Source organism: Streptomyces sp. NPDC000345 (assembly GCF_042898825.1).
Taxonomy (GTDB): domain Bacteria; phylum Actinomycetota; class Actinomycetes; order Streptomycetales; family Streptomycetaceae; genus Streptomyces.
Window position 1 is genome coordinate 10,061 of the sequence record NZ_JBIAZE010000011.1, and the last position, 18,235, is coordinate 28,295.

The 18,235-nt window shown below is 72.7% G+C and carries 14 protein-coding genes and 1 pseudogene; 7 read left to right on the plus strand and 8 right to left on the minus strand.

All coding sequences use genetic code 11. The features are described from left to right. Positions 1 to 137 precede the first annotated feature (137 nt). From ACFY30_RS25405 to glgX, 5 genes are all read right to left on the minus strand, one after another. Positions 138 to 1,901 (minus strand): ABC transporter ATP-binding protein, encoded by a 1,764-nt coding sequence (locus ACFY30_RS25405; RefSeq protein WP_390847445.1) that lies wholly within the window; start codon positions 1,899 to 1,901, stop codon positions 138 to 140. After that, a complete protein-coding gene (locus ACFY30_RS25410) occupies positions 1,898 to 3,610 on the minus strand; it encodes an ABC transporter transmembrane domain-containing protein (RefSeq protein ID WP_390847446.1) in 1,713 nt (570 codons plus the stop codon). The genes ACFY30_RS25405 and ACFY30_RS25410 overlap by 4 nt, the downstream gene beginning before the upstream one ends. Next, positions 3,607 to 5,475, minus strand: coding sequence for an ABC transporter ATP-binding protein (locus tag ACFY30_RS25415; protein ID WP_390847447.1), 1,869 nt, complete (start codon positions 5,473 to 5,475; stop codon positions 3,607 to 3,609). Before ACFY30_RS25415 ends, ACFY30_RS25410 begins: the two co-directional genes overlap by 4 nt. Further along, the gene (locus ACFY30_RS25420) at positions 5,472 to 7,259 is read right to left on the minus strand and encodes an ABC transporter ATP-binding protein (RefSeq protein WP_390847448.1); all 1,788 of its coding nucleotides are present in this window, start codon (positions 7,257 to 7,259) and stop codon (positions 5,472 to 5,474) included. Before ACFY30_RS25420 ends, ACFY30_RS25415 begins: the two co-directional genes overlap by 4 nt. Positions 7,260 to 7,393: 134 nt before the next feature. Continuing rightward, positions 7,394 to 9,637: a glycogen debranching protein GlgX gene (glgX, locus tag ACFY30_RS25425; RefSeq protein ID WP_390847449.1), complete on the minus strand. Its 2,244-nt coding sequence runs from the start codon at positions 9,635 to 9,637 to the stop codon at positions 7,394 to 7,396. A 154-nt stretch (positions 9,638 to 9,791) separates the two neighbouring features. Between glgX and ACFY30_RS25430 the strand changes: the two genes are divergently transcribed. The 4 genes from ACFY30_RS25430 to ACFY30_RS25445 all read left to right on the plus strand — a co-directional run bounded on the left by ACFY30_RS25430 (position 9,792) and on the right by ACFY30_RS25445 (position 14,192). Further along, entirely contained in the window at positions 9,792 to 11,036 is a 1,245-nt protein-coding gene (locus ACFY30_RS25430; protein ID WP_390847450.1) for an Ig-like domain-containing protein, read from the plus strand. 166 nt (positions 11,037 to 11,202) lie between these two features. Beyond that, the gene (locus tag ACFY30_RS25435) at positions 11,203 to 12,453 is read left to right on the plus strand and encodes an Ig-like domain-containing protein (protein ID WP_390847451.1); all 1,251 of its coding nucleotides are present in this window, start codon (positions 11,203 to 11,205) and stop codon (positions 12,451 to 12,453) included. Positions 12,454 to 12,608: 155 nt separating this feature from the next. Next, on the plus strand, positions 12,609 to 13,376 hold the full coding sequence (locus ACFY30_RS25440) for an enoyl-CoA hydratase/isomerase family protein (RefSeq protein ID WP_390847452.1): 768 nt from the start codon (positions 12,609 to 12,611) through the stop codon (positions 13,374 to 13,376). 312 nt (positions 13,377 to 13,688) lie between these two features. Continuing rightward, positions 13,689 to 14,192, plus strand: coding sequence for an ATP-binding protein (locus ACFY30_RS25445; protein WP_390661438.1), 504 nt, complete (start codon positions 13,689 to 13,691; stop codon positions 14,190 to 14,192). Positions 14,193 to 14,265: 73 nt separating this feature from the next. Here ACFY30_RS25445 and ACFY30_RS25450 read toward each other — a convergent pair whose 3' ends face one another. Continuing rightward, the gene (locus ACFY30_RS25450; protein WP_390847453.1) at positions 14,266 to 14,742 is read right to left on the minus strand and encodes a hypothetical protein; all 477 of its coding nucleotides are present in this window, start codon (positions 14,740 to 14,742) and stop codon (positions 14,266 to 14,268) included. 142 nt (positions 14,743 to 14,884) lie between these two features. On the opposite strand from ACFY30_RS25450, the gene ACFY30_RS25455 reads away from it, so the two are divergent. Continuing rightward, complete coding sequence (locus ACFY30_RS25455; RefSeq protein ID WP_390847454.1) at positions 14,885 to 15,721, plus strand: polysaccharide deacetylase family protein; 837 nt, start codon at positions 14,885 to 14,887, stop codon at positions 15,719 to 15,721. Next, complete coding sequence (locus ACFY30_RS25460; RefSeq protein ID WP_390847456.1) at positions 15,721 to 16,908, plus strand: PQQ-binding-like beta-propeller repeat protein; 1,188 nt, start codon at positions 15,721 to 15,723, stop codon at positions 16,906 to 16,908. The genes ACFY30_RS25455 and ACFY30_RS25460 overlap by 1 nt, the downstream gene beginning before the upstream one ends. Here the strand turns inward: ACFY30_RS25460 and ACFY30_RS25465 are convergent. Further along, entirely contained in the window at positions 16,905 to 17,537 is a 633-nt protein-coding gene (locus ACFY30_RS25465) for a GNAT family N-acetyltransferase (protein ID WP_390847457.1), read from the minus strand. The two genes, ACFY30_RS25460 and ACFY30_RS25465, sit on opposite strands and share 4 nt — an antisense overlap. A 244-nt stretch (positions 17,538 to 17,781) precedes the next feature. On the opposite strand from ACFY30_RS25465, the gene ACFY30_RS25470 reads away from it, so the two are divergent. After that, a complete protein-coding gene (locus ACFY30_RS25470; protein WP_390661433.1) occupies positions 17,782 to 17,994 on the plus strand; it encodes an EF-hand domain-containing protein in 213 nt (70 codons plus the stop codon). Between the two features lie 85 nt (positions 17,995 to 18,079). On the opposite strand, the pseudogene ACFY30_RS25475 reads toward ACFY30_RS25470, so the two are convergent. After that, positions 18,080 to 18,229 (minus strand): annotated as a pseudogene (locus ACFY30_RS25475) (2-isopropylmalate synthase); the annotation flags it as partial. Between the last annotated feature and the right edge of the window lie 6 nt (positions 18,230 to 18,235).

An 18,235-nucleotide genomic window follows, 5' to 3' on the forward strand; every position in this document is an offset into this window, starting at 1 on the left:
CTGTGGGGTTGCTGTGAAGTAGCAGAGGGAAGAGTGGCAGTGGATTGCGCTGTCTGTCAGGAGCGCGTCAGAAAGTTGGCCGGAAACGGTCCGTTGTCCGGGAGTTCATGTTCGGTATACGGACAAGAGGGATCTTCCTAACCCCGCCGCGGCTCCCCGTGCCATGTCCGCCACAGCGCCGCGTACGCCCCGTCCGCCGCCACCAGCTCCTCGTGCGCGCCGAGTTCGGTGAGCCGGCCGTCCTCCATCACCGCCACCCGGTCCGCGTCGTGCGCGGTGTGCAGCCGGTGCGCGATCGCGATGACCGTACGCCCCCGCAGCACCGCGGCCAGGGCGTGCTCGGTGTGCCGGGCGGTCGTCGGGTCCAGCAGGGCCGTCGCCTCGTCCAGGATCAGTGTGTGCGGGTCGGCCAGCACCACCCGGGCCAGGGCGAGCTGCTGCGCCTGCGAGCCGTCCGTACGGCGACCGGAGGCGCCCAGTACGGCGTCGAGACCGCCCGGCAGCTCCCGCACCCAGCCGTCGGCGCCGACCGCGGCCAGCGCCGCCCACACCGCGTCGTCCGTCGCGGCCGGTTCGGCGATCAGCAGGTTCTCGCGGACCGTGCCGATGAACACGTGATGCTCCTGGGTCACCAGGACCACCTGCCGGCGCAGCGTCTCCGGCGCCAGATCCGCGACCGGCACCCCGCCCACCGTCACCCGGCCCGCGCTCGGCGCGTCCACACCCGCGAGCAGCCGGCTCAGCGTCGTCTTGCCCGCGCCGGACGGGCCGACCACCGCGAGCCGCTCCCCGGGCCGCACGGTGAGATCCACCCCGCGCAGCACCTCACCGCCGCGCTCGTAGGCGTACCGCACCCCGGTCACGTCGATCCGGTCGTCCGCCGGAGCGGGGCCGCCGCCCTCCCTCTCCGTCGCGGGCGCCCCCGCCAGCCCCTCCACCCGGGCGAACGACGCCCCGCTGGACTGCAGTTGCTCCACCCGTACCAGGATCTGGTCCAGCGGCTCGGTGAACTGCCGCAGATACAGCGCGGCCGCCACCACCGCGCCCAGGCTCAGCGCGCCCCGTCCGTGCAGCCAGCCGCCGAGCAGCAGCACGCCCGCCACCGGCAGCGAGTACGACGTCTCGACCACCGGGAAGAACACGCTCCGCAGATGGAGGGTGTGGAAGCGGGCCCGCCGCGCGGTCTCCAGCGCGTCCCGGCTCGCCGCCGTCCGCCGCTCCTGGAGCCGGAACGCCTCGACGGTACGGGCCCCGGCGGCGGTCGAGGCCAGGACCTCGGCGACCTCCGAGTCGGCCGCGCCCTGGGCGAGGTAGCCCGAGCGGGCGCGGCGCAGATACCAGCGCAGCGCGCACCAGATCGGGGTCAGCCCGAGCACCCCGACCGCGCCGAGCAGCGGGTCGATCACGAACACCGCGGCCAGCGTGAACAGCGCCTGCGCACCGCACACCAGCAGCTCCGGCCCGGCGTCCCGCAGGGTCGTGCCCACCGCCGCCACGTCGGCGGTGCCGCGCGTGGTCAGGTCACCGGTGCCCGCCCGCTCCACGACCGACGCGGGCAGTGCCAGCGCCCGGTCGACGAACTCCTCCCGCACCCGGGCCAGCGTCCGTTCCCCGAAGCGGTGCCCCGCGTACCGCGCCCAGCGGACCAGGAGCAACTGCGCCAGCGCACACAGCACGAGCGCGAAGGCCAGCCGGTCCACCACCCCGGCCCCGCGCCCGCCGCGCACCTGGTCGATGATCCGGCCCAGCAGCCAGGGACCGGCCAGCCCCGCCCCGGCGGCCACCGCATTGAGCAGCACCACCCCGGCCACGGCCCATCCGTCGGCCCGCACCAGCCGGGTCGCGGCCCGCCGCACCCCGGCGGGGCCGGCGACGGGCAGCCGTCCCCCGTCGCCCGTCACCGCGCCGCCTCCTCCGTGTCCCGCGCGACCAGCTCCCGGTACCCCGGCTCCCGTTGCAGCAGCTCCCGGTGGCGGCCGGTGGCCGCCACCTTCCCCTCGACCAGGTAGAGCACGGTGTCCGCATGGTCGAGGACGAGCGGGGACGTCGTCGTGACGACCGTCGTCCGGCCCGTCCGGGCCGCCCGCAGCCGCTCGGCCACCGCCGCCTCCGTGTGCGCGTCGAGCGCCGACGTGGGCTCCACGGCCAGCAGCACCTCGGGGTCCGCCAGCAGCGCCCGGACCAGCCGGACCCGCTGGCGCTGGCCGCCGGAAAGGCTGCGGCCCTGCGCGGTCACCGGGGCGTCGAGCCCTTCCGCCAGCCCCTGCACGACATCGTCGGCGGCAGCCGCCCGCACCGCCCGGCGCACCTGCTCCGGGCCGGGGTCGTGGCGTCCGCCCACCACCTCACGCAGGGGGCCGGCGAACAGGTCCGCCTCGTGGTCCGCGACCAGGATCCGGGCCCTGACCTGGGGCAGCGGCACGGCATCGAGCCGCACGCCGCCCCAGGTGACCTCGGTCGGGCCGTACCGGCCGAGCCGGTCGACGACGGCGGTCACCTCGGCCGGCCGCGCCCCGACCAGCGCGGTCAGTCCGCCCGGCGCCACCCGCACGCCCGACCCGGGGTCGTGCAGCACCGCCGGTCCGGCGGGCGCGTCCACCGTGCCGGTGTCCGGATCGGGCTCCAGCCGCAGCAGCCGTACGACCCGGTCGGCGGCGACGACACCACGGCTGAACTGGTAACCCATGTCGACGAGGAACGCCACCGGGCCGACCAGCACGGCCGCATAGCCGTACACCGACACCAATTCGCCCACGGTCAGCTCCCCCTGGGCGGCGAGCCGGGCCGCCAGCCAGATCACCACGGCGAGGAACAGCCTCGGCAGACCCACGCCGAGCGACTGAAGCCAGCTGGCGGACCCGCCCACCCGGTATCCCTGCTCCCGCAGCCGCCCCGAGTCCCGCCGGAACGCGTCCGCGACCAGGCCCTTGCCGCCCAGCCCGTTGAGCACCCGCAGTCCGCCCGCGAGGTCCCCGATCCGGGCGGTGAGCACCCCCTGCCGCTCCCGGTACTCGCCCTCGGCGCCCCGCAGCCGCGTCATCAGCGGGCCGACGAGTAACGCGACCAACGGCATCCCGAGCAGCACGACGGCCGCCAGCAGCGGCGAGACGGAGAGCAGGAGAGCGGCCACGAAGACGTAGACGACCACCGAGCCGACCCCGGGCCCGATCACCGTCAGCGCGTTCGCGATGGTGTGCACATCCCCCACGCCGATCGTGACGACCTCCCCGGCGCCCACCCGGCGCGGCAGCGCGTCCCCCAGCCGCACCGCGTGGCCCACCACCACCTTGACCGTGCGGAAGTAGGCGTCCATCCGCAGCCGCGTCATCGTGCGGTGCCGCATGATGCTCACCCAGGCGTTGCCCGCGCCGACCACCAGCAGGGCCGCCGTCCAGCCCGCGAGCGCCGCCGAGCCGCCGGGTCGCAGCCCCTCGTCCACCGCCTTCGACAGCAGGTACGGCGCCGCCGCGAGCAGCACCATCCAGCAGCTGGCCAGGACCGCCCCGGCCACCGCACGCCCCGGCTGGCACCGCACCAGCCAGGCCAGGTAGGCCCAGCCGCTGCGGCGGTCCGGGGTGCCGGGATCCTCGTACGCGTCGACCGCCGTCACGCCAGACTGTCCCGCCAGGCCCGGTGCAGGTCCGCGAACCGGCCCGTGCCCGCGACGAGATCGGCCGGGGTGCCGTCCTCCACGATCCGTCCGTGCTCCATCACCAGCACCCGGTCGGCGATCTCCACCGTCGACAGACGGTGCGCGATCACCACCGCCGTACGGCCCCTGAGCACCGTCGCCATCGCCGCCTGTACGGCCCGCTCTCCGGGGACGTCCAGCGAGCTGGTCGCCTCGTCCAGGATCAGCACCGCCGGATCGGCGAGCAACGCCCTGGCGAACGCGACGAGTTGGCGCTGACCTGCGGAGATCCGGCCGCCGCGCTTGCGGACGTCCGTGTCGTAGCCGTCGGGCAGGGCGCTGATGAACTCGTGCGCGCCGATCGCCTTCGCCGCCCGCTCGATCTCCTCCCGGCTCGCGTCCGGCCGCCCGATGGCGATGTTCTCGGCGACCGTGCCGGAGAACAGGAACGCCTCCTGCGTGACCATGACCACCCCGCGGCGCAGCTCGGGCACCGGAAGGTCGCGCAGGTCGACGCCGTCGAGCAGGACCCGCCCCCGGGACGGGTCGTAGAAGCGGGCGAGCAGCTTGGCCAGCGTGGACTTGCCCGCGCCGGTCGAGCCGACCACGGCGACCGTCTGCCCGGCGGGGAGCGTCAGGTCGAAGCGGGGCAGCACCTCGCCGCCGGTGCGGTAGCCGAAGGAGACCCCGTCGAACACGACCTCGCGGCCGGGGAGGCCGCCGCGCCGGGCCGGCAGCTCCCGGGGCACGGACGGCTCGGGCACGGACGGCGTCTGCGCGAGCAGGCCCGCGATCTTCTCCAGCGAGGCCGCCGCCGACTGGTACGAGTTCAGGAACATGCCGAGCCGGTCGATCGGGTCGTACAGCCGCCGCAGGTACAGCACCGCCGCCGCCAGCACACCCAGCGCCAGCGAGCCGTCGGCCACCCGGTAGGCGCCCCACAGCACGATCAGCGCGACGGCGGTGTTGGCCACGAGCCGCGAGCCGATGACATAGCGGGCCATCTCCAGCAGGGCGTCGCCGTTCGTCCGCTCGTGCCGCCCGTTGAGGACCCGGAAGTCTGCGTCGTTGACGGCCTCGCGGCGGAACGCGCGCACCGGCCGGATGCCGTTCATCGTCTCCACGAACTTCACGATCACGGCGGCGATCGCGGTGGACCGTGCCGTGTAGACCCGCGCCGCGCGCCGCCGGTACGTCCGCACGAGGACGTACAGCGGCACGAAGGACGCCACCGCGACCGCGCCCAGCTCCAGGTCCAGCCAGAGCAGCATCGCCGAGATGTAGACGAAGGAGAGGACGACCGTCACCAGCTCCTGCAGACCCTCGTTGAGGAGTTCGCGCAGGGACTCCACGTCCGTGGTGGAGCGGGAGATGAGCCGTCCCGAGGTGTAGCGCTCGTGGAAGTCGACGCTGAGGGCCTGCGCGTGCCGGAAGATACGGCCGCGCAGATCGAGCAGCACGTCCTGGTTGACCCGGGCGGCCGCGATCAGGAACGTGTACTGCAGGCCGCCGGAGGCCAGCGCGCACACCAGATAGCCGACGGCCACCGCGACCAGCGGCCCGTCGTCACCGTCCCGGAACGCCGGTACGGCGCGGTCGATGGCGTACGCCACCAGCAGCGGGCCCGCCTGCACGGCGGCCTGCTGGAGCAGCAGCAGAAGCGTGGTGAGGGCGACGCGCGCCCTCATCGGGGCGAGCAGGGAACGCAGCAGCGTGCCCGTGGCGCCCGGCGGGGTGGGCAGGACGTCCTTGTCGAAGGGGTCGCCGGCGGCCCGCGGGGGCAGGTCCTCCGGTGGGGCGTCGGTGGGGGGAGAGGATGAGGGGGATGCCGTGGGGGCGGTCATCGGTCGTCCTCCTGGCGGCCGTTTCCTGACATGAGGTGGGCGTACTCGGCGTTGGTGCGCAGCAGTTCCTGATGGGTGCCGACGGCGGTGATCCGGCCGCCGGAGAGCAGGGCGACGCGGTCGGCGAGGAGCACCGTGGACGGACGGTGGGCCACGATCAGCGCGGTGGTGTCGGCGAGGACGTGGCGCAGCGCGGCCTCCACGGCCGCCTCGGTGTGGACGTCCAGCGCGGACAGCGGGTCGTCGAGCACGAGGAACCGCGGTCTCCCCACGACGGCCCTGGCCAGCGCCAGCCGCTGCCGCTGCCCGCCGGAGAGGCTGAGCCCCTGCTCGCCCACCTGTGTCGCGGTGCCCTGTGGCAGCGCGTGCACGAACTCGGCCTGCGCGACCTCGAGCGCCCGCTCCAGTTCGGCCGCGCCGGCGTCGTCGTCGGCTCCCATGAGCACGTTCTCCCCGACGCTCGCCGAGAAGAGCGTGGGCTCCTCGAAGGCGACGGCGACCCGCGCGCGCAGCTCCTCGCGGGACAGCGCGGTGACGTCCTCGCCGTCGAGCGTGATCCGCCCGGCGGTCACCTCGTGCAGCCGGGGGACGAGCGCGGTCAGGGTGGTCTTGCCGCTGCCGGTGGCGCCGACCAGGGCCATCGACTCCCCGGGCCGGATGTGCAGGTCGACGCGGTCGAGGGTGGGGGGCGTGTCGGGACCGGCGTCGGGGTAGCGGAAGACGACCCCGTCGAACCGCAGCCCGTCGCCGTCCACCGCTTGTGCGGTCCGGGGCCCGGTGACCGCGTCCGACTCCGGCTCCTCGTCCATCACCTCGAAGTACCGCTCGGTGGCCGTCGCCGCCTCCTGGCTCATCGCGAGCAGGAACCCGATGGAGTCGACGGGCCACCGCAGCGCGAGGGCCGTCGACAGGAAGGCGACCAGCGTGCCCGCGGACAGTTCCCCGTCCGCGACCTGTACGGTCCCCAGCACCAGCGCCGCCCCGATCGCCACCTCCGGCAGCGTCACGATGACGGCCCAGATCGTCGCCAGCAGCCGGGCCTTGCGCAGCTCGGTCCCGCGCAGCGTGGCCGACAGTTCGCGGAAGGCCCGCGCCTGGCTGCGGTGCCGCCCGAACCCCTTGATGATCCGGATCCCGAGCACGCTCTCCTCGACGACCGTCGTCAGGTCCCCGACCTGGTCCTGGGCGCGCCGCGCCACGACCGCGTACCGGTGCTCGAAGACCACGCACATCACCATGACCGGGAGGGCGGGCCCGAGGATCACCAGCCCCAGGGACCAGTCCTGGAGCAGCATGATGATCACACCGACAACGATGGTCACGCCATTGACCAGGAGGAACGTCAGCGGGAAGGCCAGGAACATCCGCAGCAGCATCAGATCGGTGGTCGCCCGGGACAGCAGCTGGCCCGAGGCCCACCGGTCGTGGAAGGCCACCGGCAGCCGCTGCAGATGCCGGTACAACTCCGCCCGCATCTCCGCCTCCACGTGCGAGAGCGGCCGCGCCACCAGCCACCGCCGCAGCCCGAACAGCCCGGCCTCCAGGAGGCCGAGCAGCAGCAGGTACAGCGCCCCCAGCCAGATGCCGGCGGGGTCCCGCCCGGCGACCGGTCCGTCCACCATCCACTTCAGGACCAGGGGGATCACCAGCCCCACACAGGAGGCGACGACCGCGACGAACGCGGCACTGAACAGCCGCACCCGCACCGGCCGCACATACGGCCACAAGCGCAGCAACGTCCGCACCGCGGACCGGTCCCTGGCGGTTGCACGTGTCGTCGACATCACGGGCGAGCCTACGGACCGGCACTGACATCGCCCAACGGGTTTTGGCCCGGTCCGCATCGGCCGTTGGTCCTACGACCTGCGCGTTCGACGGGCCGTACCCTCGTCCGGGTGAATCTCGGACGGTCCCGGGATCACCCCGCCACCCGCAGCAGCATCACCGCCCGCGCCGGCACCGTGACCGCCGCCCCCGCCCGGTGGACGACCCCCGGGGCCTCGTCCTGCTGTTCCCTCGACGTGTCGACGACCACCTCGTAGCGCTCCGCCCACGGCGGCCCCGGCAGGACGAAGCTCACCGGCCGGTCACCGGCGTGCAGGACGGCGAGGAAGCTGTCGTCGGTGATCGGGGCGCCGCGTTCGTCGCGGCCGGGGATGTCACGGCCGGAGAGGTACATGCCGAGGGTGGCGGCGGGGGCGTACCAGTCGCCCTCCGTCATCTCCGCGCCCCGCGCCGTGAACCAGGCCAGGTCCCGCAGCCCGTCCGCCGAGTGGGCCCGGCCGGAGAAGAAGGCGCGCCGGCGCAGCACGGGGTGGCGGTGACGCAGGGCGATCAGCCGGGAGGTCAGGTCGAACAGGGCCTTCCAGCCCGGTTCCGCCAGCAGGCTCCAGTCCAGCCAGCTGATCTCGTTGTCCTGGCAGTACGCGTTGTTGTTGCCTCCCTGGGTGCGGCCCAGCTCGTCCCCCGCGACGAGCATCGGCACCCCCGTCGACAGCAGCAGCGTCGTGAGCAGGTTGCGCAACTGGCGGCGCCGCAGCGCCCGTACCCGCTCGTCGTCCGTCTCCCCCTCCGCCCCGCAGTTCCACGCGCGGTTGTCGTCCGTGCCGTCCCGGTTCCCCTCGCCGTTGTCCTCGTTGCGCTTGCGTTCGTACGACACGAGGTCGCGGAGCGTGAAGCCGTCGTGGGCCGTGACGAAGTTGACCGAGGCGTACGGGCGGCGGCCGCCCCAGGCGTACAGGTCGCTGGAGCCCGACAGGCGGTAGCCCATCTCCCGTACGTCCGGCAGCGCGTGCCGCCAGAAGTCGCGCACGGCGTTGCGGTAGCGGTCGTTCCACTCGGTCCACAGGGGCGGAAACGCCCCGACCTGGTACCCCCCGGACCCCACGTCCCACGGCTCCGCGATCAGCTTCACCCGCCGCAGCACCGGATCCTGCGCGATCACCGCCAGGAACGGCGACAGCATGTCCACGTCGTGCATGGAGCGGGCCAGGGCGGCGGCCAGGTCGAAGCGGAAGCCGTCCACCCCCATCTCCGTCACCCAGTAGCGCAGCGAGTCGGTGATCAGCCGCAGGACGTGCGGCTGCACCACGTGCAGTGTGTTCCCGCAGCCCGTGTAGTCCGCGTACCGGCGGGCGTCCGACTGCAGCCGGTAGTAGCCGCGGTTGTCGATGCCCTTCAGGGACAGCGTGGGGCCCAGCTCGCCCGCCTCCGCCGTGTGGTTGTAGACCACGTCGAGGATGACCTCGATCCCGGCCGCGTGCAGCGCCCGCACCATCCGCTTGAACTCGCCGACCTGCTGTCCCGTCGTACCGGAGGAGGCGTACGCGGCGTGCGGGGCGAAATAGCCGATGGAGTTGTAGCCCCAGTAGTTCTTCAGACCGCGGCGCAGCAGATGGTCCTCGTGCGCGAACTGGTGGACCGGGAGCAGTTCCACCGCCGTCACGCCCAGTTTCACCAGGTGCTCGACCGCCGCCGGATGCGCCAGTCCCGCATAGGTGCCGCGCAGTTCCTCCGGGATGTCCGGGTGCAGCCGGGTGAAGCCCTTGACGTGCAGCTCGTAGATGACCGAGTCCGCCCAGGGCGTCTTCGGGCGGCGGTCGTACGCCCACTCGTCGTCGGGCGCGTCGTCGTGGACGACGACACCCTTCGGGACGTACGGCGCCGAGTCCCGTTCGTCGCGCACCGTGTCCGCGACCTGCTGCTGGGGCCAGTCCCGGACGTGCCCGTACACCTCGGGCGGAAGGCCGAACTCGCCGTCGACCGCGCGGGCGTAGGGGTCGAGGAGCAGCTTCGCCGGGTTCCATCGGCCCCCGGTCCACGGGTCCCAGCGGCCGTGCACCCGGAAGCCGTAGCGCTGCCCCGGCATCACGCCCGGCACGAAACCGTGCCAGATCTCGTGCGTCAGCTCGGTCAGGGCGGCGCGCGTCTCCCGGCCGGCCTCGTCGAACAGGCACAGCTCGACCGCCTCCGCCCCGCCCGCCCACAGGGCGAAGTTCGTGCCCGCGACCCCGTCCGGGCCGACCCGGAACCGGGCGCCGAGCGGGGTGGGCGCGCCCGGGCGGACGGGCACGCCGGGCACCTTCTGGGACACCCCGTTCACACGGGTGTCCGGCGTGGCGCGTTCCTCCGCCACCGCCTTCTGCTCGGCTGCGCTGGACACCGTTCAGCCTCCCGCGGCTCGTGGGTACGACGTACGGGGCGGGAGTACGGCGTCCCGGCCGCTGCCGCCCCGCGCTGTCGTCCTCCCCCTGTTCTGCCCAGAGCGCGCCTCGCACTCACGTTTCCCCGGGGCGCACCCGGTCGTTGGGCACGCCGTGAGGCACGTACAAGGGCGCGCACGGCGCGCGGGGGTCGCAGTGGCCGCCGTAGTGACATGGGCAGGACTCCTGGCCGGGGCCGCAGGCTGCACGGGCGACGGCGGGAGCGGGCTCGACCGGATGATGGACAAACCGGCGGCCTCCGAGGACGCCGTCCGGGTGACCCCGCGGGACGGCGCGAAGGGCGTGCGCCCGGGGGAGGGGCTGCGGGTGCGGGTGCCGGACGGGCGCCTGGAGTCGGTGAAAGTGGTGAAGTCGCAGGACGCCCAGGAGTCGGAGGTGCCCGGCCGGATCTCCGCCGACGGACGCAGCTGGCGGCCGGACGACGGCCGGCTCGCGCTCGCCGCCCGCTACACGGTCGACGTGGTGGCCCTCGACGGCGACGGCGACCGCTCGGCCCGCCACACCACCTTCACCACGTACGTCCCCGAGGAGCGCTTCATCGGGTACGTCACCCCCGAGAACCGTTCGACCGTCGGCACCGGGATGATCGTCTCCCTGGACTTCAACCGGGAGATCGAGAACCGGGCGGCCGTCGAGCGCGCCGTCCGGGTCACCGCCGAGCCGGCCGTGGAGATCAGGCCGCACTGGTTCGGCGGCTCGCGGCTCGACTTCCGCCCCCAGGCGTACTGGAAGCCCGGCACCAGGGTCACGGTCGCGCTGCGACTGCGGGACGTGGAAGGGGCGCCGGGGGTCTACGGGCTGCAGTACAAGACGTTCTCCTTCACCGTCGGGCGCAGCCAGGTCTCCCTCGTCGACGCGGCGAGGCACACGATGAAGGTGTGGCGGGAGGACGAGCTGATCGCCACCGTCCCCGTCACGGCCGGGGCACCGAAGACGACGACCTACAACGGGAAGATGGTCGTCACCGAGATGCTCGAACTGACCCGGATGAACGGGGCCACGGTCGGCTTCAAGAAGAAGAACGGCAAGGGCGAGTACGACATCCCGGACGTGCCGCACGCCATGCGTCTGACGGAGTCCGGCACCTTCCTGCACGGCAACTACTGGGCGGAGCCGGACGTCTTCGGGAACGTCAACGTCAGTCACGGGTGCGTGGGTCTGATGGACACCAAGGGCGGCAGCTCGGACACCCCCGCGGGCTGGTTCTTCGACCGCTCGCTCGTCGGGGACGTCGTCGAGGTCGTCCACAGCAGGGACAAGGAGGTCGCCCCCGACAACGGGCTCGGCGGCTGGAACATGAGCTGGGAGGAGTGGACGGCCGGGAACGCGCGGGAATGACCTCTCCTCCCCGTGCAACCATCCCCGCGCGACCATGGTCCAAGTTGCGACAGAACGGTGACATTCACCTGACACGCAGCTCAAAACCGTGCGGTTAATATGCGCAAATGATCGCGCGGGACGCGCGGGGGTGGGGGCCTGACCAGGCCCGGGAGGGGAGAAAGACTTGAACGTGCGACCGATACGGGGGGCGTCGGTTGGCGGGCGCCGACGCGGCCGCAACAGGCGGTTGGCGCTGATCGTCGGCGGGATGCTGCTCGCCGTCACCGCATGCGGCGGGGGCGGGGACTCGGGCTCCGGTGCCGACGCCAAGGGCAAGGGCGACCAGGGCAGCACCGCTGCCGCGGAGAGCAAGCAGTCGGAGGCGGTCGTGACCATCGCCCCGAAGACCGGGGCCAAGGACGTCGACACCAGCGGCGTCCTGAAGGTCACCGCGAGCAAGGGCAAGCTGACCGAGGTCACCGTCGAGGACGACGAGGGCGCGAAGATCGAGGGCACGATCTCGGCCGACGGCAGCGGCTGGACGCCCGCCACGCACCTCGCGGCGTCGACGAAGTACCAGGTGCACGCCGTGGCCAAGGACTCCGCGGGCCGTACGGCCGCCGAGGACTCCTCCTTCACCACGCTGAGCCCGCAGAACACCTTCATCGGCAACTTCACGCCCGAGGACGGCTCCACCGTCGGCGTCGGCATGCCGTTCTCGGTCCGCTTCACCCGGGGCATCACCAAGCCGGACGACGTCGAGAACGCCATCCAGATCAAGACCGAGCCGGCCGTGGACGTCGCGGGCCACTGGTTCGGCAACGACCGTCTGGACTTCCGGCCCGAGGAGTACTGGAAGGCCGGCACCAAGGTCACGGTGAAGCTGAACCTCGACGGCGTCGAGGGACGCAAGGGCGTCTACGGCAAGCAGTCCAAGACGGTGTCCTTCACCATCGGGCGCAACCAGGTGTCCGTCGTGGACGCCAAGAAGCACACCATGAAGGTCATGCAGGAGGGCAAGGTCGTCAAGACCCTGCCGGTCACCACCGGCAAGCCCGGCTACGCCACCTGGAACGGCGAGATGGTCATCAGTGAGAAGTTCACGGTGACCCGCATGAACGGCGACACCGTCGGCTACGACGGCGAGTACGACATCAAGGACGTCCCGCACGCCATGCGGCTGACCAACTCCGGCACCTTCGTGCACGGCAACTACTGGGGCGGCGACGCCTTCGGCAACTACAACGCCAGCCACGGCTGCATAGGCCTGCGCGACGTGCGCGGCGGCTACGACAGCGGTGTCCCGGCGGCGTGGTTCTTCAACCACTCGATGGTCGGCGACGTGGTGGTCGTCAAGAACTCCACCGACCCGACGGTCGACCCCGCCAACGGCCTCAACGGCTGGAACATCCCGTGGGCGGACTGGAAGAAGTAGGCCGTCCGCGGGGGCCCGGCGCCGTGACCCACGGCACCGGGCCCCTTGTCGTCGGTGCTCGTGCGGTGCCAGCCCGCAGGACGGCCCCGGACCCCGGCAGAGTGTGATCGACCGCACCGGGCCGGTTGCCGTTAGTCCCCGTTAACCTGCTGCCCATGACCGTACATCTCGAAGTCGCCGAAGGCGTCGGCACGATCCGCCTCGACCGCCCGCCCATGAACGCCCTGGACGTCGCCACGCAGGACCGGCTCAAGGAACTGGCCGAGGAGGCGACCCGCCGGGACGACGTCCGCGCGGTCGTCCTGTACGGCGGGGAGAAGGTGTTCGCGGCGGGCGCGGACATCAAGGAGATGCAGGACATGGACCACACGGCGATGGTCCTGCGCGCCCGCGCCCTGCAGGACTCCTTCACGGCGGTGGCCCGTATCCCGAAGCCGGTCGTGGCGGCCGTGACGGGGTACGCCCTGGGCGGCGGCTGCGAGCTCGCGCTGTGCGCCGACTTCCGGATCGCGGCCGACAACGCCAAGCTGGGCCAGCCGGAGATCCTGCTCGGCCTGATCCCCGGCGCCGGCGGCACCCAGCGCCTGTCCCGCCTGGTCGGCCCCTCCAAGGCGAAGGACCTCATCTTCACCGGCCGGATGGTCAAGGCGGACGAGGCGCTGACCCTGGGCCTGGTGGACCGGGTGGTCCCGGCGGCCGAGGTCTACACGGAGGCGCACGCGTGGGCCGCGAAGCTGGCGCAGGGCCCGGCGATCGCGCTGCGGGCGGCCAAGGAGTCGATCGACACCGGACTGGAGACGGACATCGACACCGGTCTCGCCGTCGAACGCAACTGGTTCGCGGGCCTGTTCGCCACCGCCGACCGCGAGATCGGCATGCGGAGCTTCGTCGAGGAAGGGCCGGGCAAGGCCAAGTTCCTGTGAGACATCTCTCCTTGATGCTGTGACGCATGTCTCTTTGAATATGGCCGTAACCACTTGCAGTTGACGGGATGTCTCATCGGCGGTCCCTCGATGGGGCGGTTTATGGGGACCTTAAGGCAGCCTTAAGCCCGCCTTGTCGAGGGAGCCCGGCGAATACCCTGAAGGTGGCCGTCGTCGCAGGTCGGAGCGGCTTTGAGGGGCACCGGAATGCCTCTGGCACATGCCGGAAGCATCCTGCCGAAGGGGGTCGCGCGGGGGGCGTATTCCGGCGGAACGGCCCCCAAGGGCGCCCCGGGCGGCCATGATGGGGGCATGGCGGGGCTGGAGGGTTTCGAACAGCCGCGGGGGCACGGGCGTGTGGCCGCGGCACGCTGGTCGCCTGCGGTCGAGGACGAACGGGCGCTCAAGGCACTGGAGTTGTTCGGCAACCCCACGGAGGGTGAGGTTCCGCTCCCCTCCCGTCCCGAGTCGGCCGCCACGGCCCGTCGCCTCACCCAGGTCGTCGTCCTGCGCCAGTGGGGACTGAGCCCCAAGATGACGGAGGACGCGGTCCTCCTCGTCTCCGAACTCGTCGGCAACGCCGTACGGCACACCGGTGCCCGGGTCTTCGGCCTCAGGCTGCGCCGCCGCCGCGGCTGGATCCGCGTCGAGGTCCGCGACCCCTCCCGCGGGCTGCCCTGTCTGATGCCGGTCCAGGAACTGGACGTCAGCGGCCGCGGCCTCTTCCTCGTCGACAAGCTCTCCGACCGGTGGGGCGTGGACCTGCTGCCGCGCGGAAAGACGACCTGGTTCGAGATGCGGGTGGCGGACCGCTGACGGCGGTCCGCCGGTCAGGAAGGTCCGGCCGGCCACTGAAGGCGGTCCGCCGGTCAGGGCGGTCGGGCCGGGCTCAGTCCTCGGCGGCCCCTGGCCCCCGTCTCTGCCGCCACCACTCCGTCAGCTCCCGGGCCTTCTCCTCGAACCGCGCGTCGAGGAAGGACATCGGTGCGGGCAGCGTCGTACGGCGGCCGTCCCGGGTGTGGGCGACCACCTGGCTCACGCCGAAGGTGCGGCGGACCTCCAGCCGGCTGATGCCGGTCCAGGGGATGCGGCGGCGCCGTCCGTCCATGACGACCAGGGCGTCCTCGGTGAGCAGGGCGCCCCGGTCGCGCCGGAGCAGCGCGACGGCGGCGACGCCGAAGAGGGACCAGCCAGCCAACTGCCCCCACTCGGCCGCCCGCATCGGATCGCCGGTGACGGTGCGGCAGACGAACAGCACCACCGTGGCGCCCGGAAAGCCCAGGGCGACGGGGAGCACGCGCTGGAGGGTGCTCAGCCGGAACGACCGCCCGGTGGCGCGGGCGGCACGGGGAGCCGGTGGGTGCACGGGACCGCCCTTCACGATGGGGCTTCAGAGTGTCACGCCGGGCGGTCCGGGGGTGCCGGATCACCCGGCGCCCGACGTCGTCCACACCCGCCACGCGGATGAATGACCCTTTTTCTTACCCTTTGCCCCTTAAATGGTGCGGGTGACTCCGACCGACCGCCGTGCCGCGCTGCGGGTGGGTGCCGGGCTGGTCGCCGGGGGTGCGTTCGCCGCCGCGTGCTCCACGTCCGGCTCCTCCGCCGGGCCTTCGTCCGGCGCGTCCCCCGGCTCCTCGTCCGGATCCGCCTCCACCGCCGTCCCCCGGGATGCCGGCCGCGCGTCAGGGCCCCCTCCCGCCGCCAGCCCCTCCGCCGTCCCGGCCGCCCGCGCCTACCCAGGACAGCCCGCCCAGATCACCCACGGCCCCCTCGACCGGCCCCGCGTCGCCCTCACCTTCCACGGCCAGGGGGAACCGGCCCTCGCCGAGGCCCTCCTGGGGGAGGCCGAGCGGCACGGGGCGCGGGTCACCGTCCTCGCCGTCGGGACCTGGCTGGACGAACACCCCGGCCTCGCCCGCCGCGTCCTCGACGGCGGCCACGACCTCGGCAACCACACCCACCGCCACCTCGACATCAACGCCATGTCCGAGGCGGAGGCACGGAGCGAGATCACCGAGTGCGCCGTACGGCTCGAGCGGCTCACCGGGTCGGCCGGGACCTGGTTCCGGCCCTCCCGCACCGCCCGCGCCTCCCCGCTCGTGCAGCGGCTGGCCCGTGACGCCGGCTATCCCCACGTCCTCTCCTACGACGTCGACTCCCTCGACTTCACCTCACCCGGTGCCCCCGCCGTCACGGCCAACGTCCTGCGGACGATCCGCGCCGGATCCGTCGTGAGCCTGCACTTCGGGTACGCGGACACGCTCGCCGCGCTCCCCGCCGTACTGGACGAACTCGCCCGCCGCCGACTGCGCGCGGTCACCACCACGGAGCTGCTCAGCTGATGCATCCCACACTCCTCACCCGCGCCCTGCTCACCGGTGCCGCCCTCACCGCTCTCACCGCCCTCGCCGCCTGCGGGCCCCCGTCCCCGGACGGCTCCGGCCGGGCCACCACCAAGGCCGCCGTCCCCGCTCCGGTGAAGAGGAAGCCGGCCGTCGACGGGCTGCCCGGCATGCCGCCCGTCCTCGACCCCAAGGACGTCTACGCCGCCGACCGCCCGGGCCGGCTCTCCCCGGTGGTCAAGGACTTCCCGTCCCGCGTCTACGTCCCCAACACCGAGTCCGACACCGTCTCCGTCATCGACCCGAAGACGTACGAGGTGATCGAGACCCTGCACGTGGGGCGGCAGCCGCAGCACGTCGTGCCCTCCTGGGACCTGAAGACCCTGTGGGTCAACAACAACCGGGGACACACCCTCACCCCCATCGACCCCAGGACGGGGAAGGCGGGCGAGCCCGTCGAGGTGCACGACCCGTACAACCTCTACTTCACCCCCAACGGCAGATACGCCGTCGTCATGGCCTCCCTCGACCGCGAACTCGTCTTCCGCGACCCGCACACCATGAAGCGGATCAGGACCGAGCCGGTCACCTGTTACGGCGTCAACCACGCCGACTTCTCCCTCGACGGGCGGTACTTCATCGTGTCCTGCGAGTTCAGCGGCGAACTGCTGAAGGTCGACACCGAGAAGATGAAGGTCGTCGGGCAGCAGAAGCTCCCCTACGACGGCGCGATGCCGCAGGACGTGAAGATCTCGCCCGACGGCAAGCGGTTCTACATCGCCGACATGAAGGCCGACGGCCTGTGGATCGTCGAAGGCGACACGTTCGGCAAGCCGGGGTTCCTGCACACCGGCAAGGGCACCCACGGGCTGTACGTCAGCCGCGACTCCCGCGAGATGTACGTCTCCAACCGGGGCGAGGGCACCGTCTCCGTCTTCGACTTCGCGCAGAACAAGGTCACCAGGAAGTGGCGGCTGCCCGACGGCGGCAGCCCCGACATGGGCGGCGTCTCGGCGGACGGCAGGGTCCTGTGGCTGTCCGGGCGCTACGACGCCGAGGTGTACGCCCTCGACACCCGCACCGGCAGGCAGCTCGCCCGCATCCCCGTCGGCAGCGGCCCCCACGGCCTCGCCGTCTACCCCCAGCCCGGCCGCTACTCCCTCGGCCACACCGGCATCTTCCGCTAGGACGCGGTCAGCAGGATCTCCGCGCCCACGGGCACGTACCCCGCCGCCTGGAACGCCCGTATGCTGCGGGCGTTCCCCGGGGCGACCTGGGCCCACACCGGTTCGCCGGCGAGCTGTCGTGCGGCGGTCACCAGCAGCCGCCCGAGCCCCCGGTGCCGTACCGGCCCGTCCACCTCGACCGACACCTCCAGCCGGCCGCCGATCCCGCGGCCCGTCACCAGCACCCCGCCGTCCGCCGCCCACACGCGAACCTCGTCGCGCCGGCGGCGGGCGTAGCGGATACGGGGATGGCTCCGGTCCTCGATCTCCCGCAGCCGCACGGACGGCTCGCCCGGCAGCGGGGAGCCCACCAGCATCGCGTCGATCGTCTCGGCGGTACGCCCCGTGCGCGCCATGAGGGCCGACAGGAACCGCGGGTTCATCGAGGCGGACAGGGGGTCGCAGCCGGCGCGGCGCAGCTCGCCGTGCACCCACGCGGGGTCCTCGTCCGTGAAGACCACCGAGTGCGCGGTGAAGGCGAGGACCCCCGCGTCGCGCGGGGACATCTGCGGCACGACCGTCGTACCGCCGTCGTCCAGCGGGAAGACACCCCGCGCGGCCGCGTCGAGAACGTCCCGCAAGGTCTCCACCCGTACTCCCTTCGCGCCCCTCGAGTCTCCGGCCACCGGACGGCCGGGACTCACCCACATGATCGATGACGGCACCGGACGTCTCACCACCGGACCGGCGTACGGCGTGAACCGGCGGCCGGCGCACCCGCGCGCGGAGGCCTTCGCCGGGTGGTCGCCGCACTCCGCGCACGGGCGGGCCGTTAATCTGACCTGCGGCACTACGCCAGCACGACAGATAAACGCGACAAAAAGGGGCGGACCGGTGGCCGACATCGAAGAAGCACGCAAGCAGTTCCAGCGCATAGACACGGACGGGGACGGTTTCATCACCGCCGCCGAGTTCAAGACCGCCCTGGCCCAGCAGGGCGACTGGAACGTCACCGAGTCGGTCGCCGAGGCCCTCATCAAGACCCGCGACCTGAACGGGGACAAGGTCCTGTCGTTCGACGAGTTCTGGGCTTACCTGGGCAAGTAGGACGAAGGGGGGCGTCCCGTGGGGGGCGCCCCCTCCGTCATCCCCGGCCCGCGCGCGCCCCGCGCTCGACGTGCACGCTGCACCCGTCGACGCCCTGGGCGCGGAGGGTGAGGGCCAGGGTCACCGGATCGACGTCGGCGGTGCGCTCCCCGTTGCCGAAGAGGCAGCCCTCCACGCGCCGGGCGCCGGCCAGGACGGCGAGTTCGGCGCACGCCACACCGGTGGAGGACCCGTTCAGAGC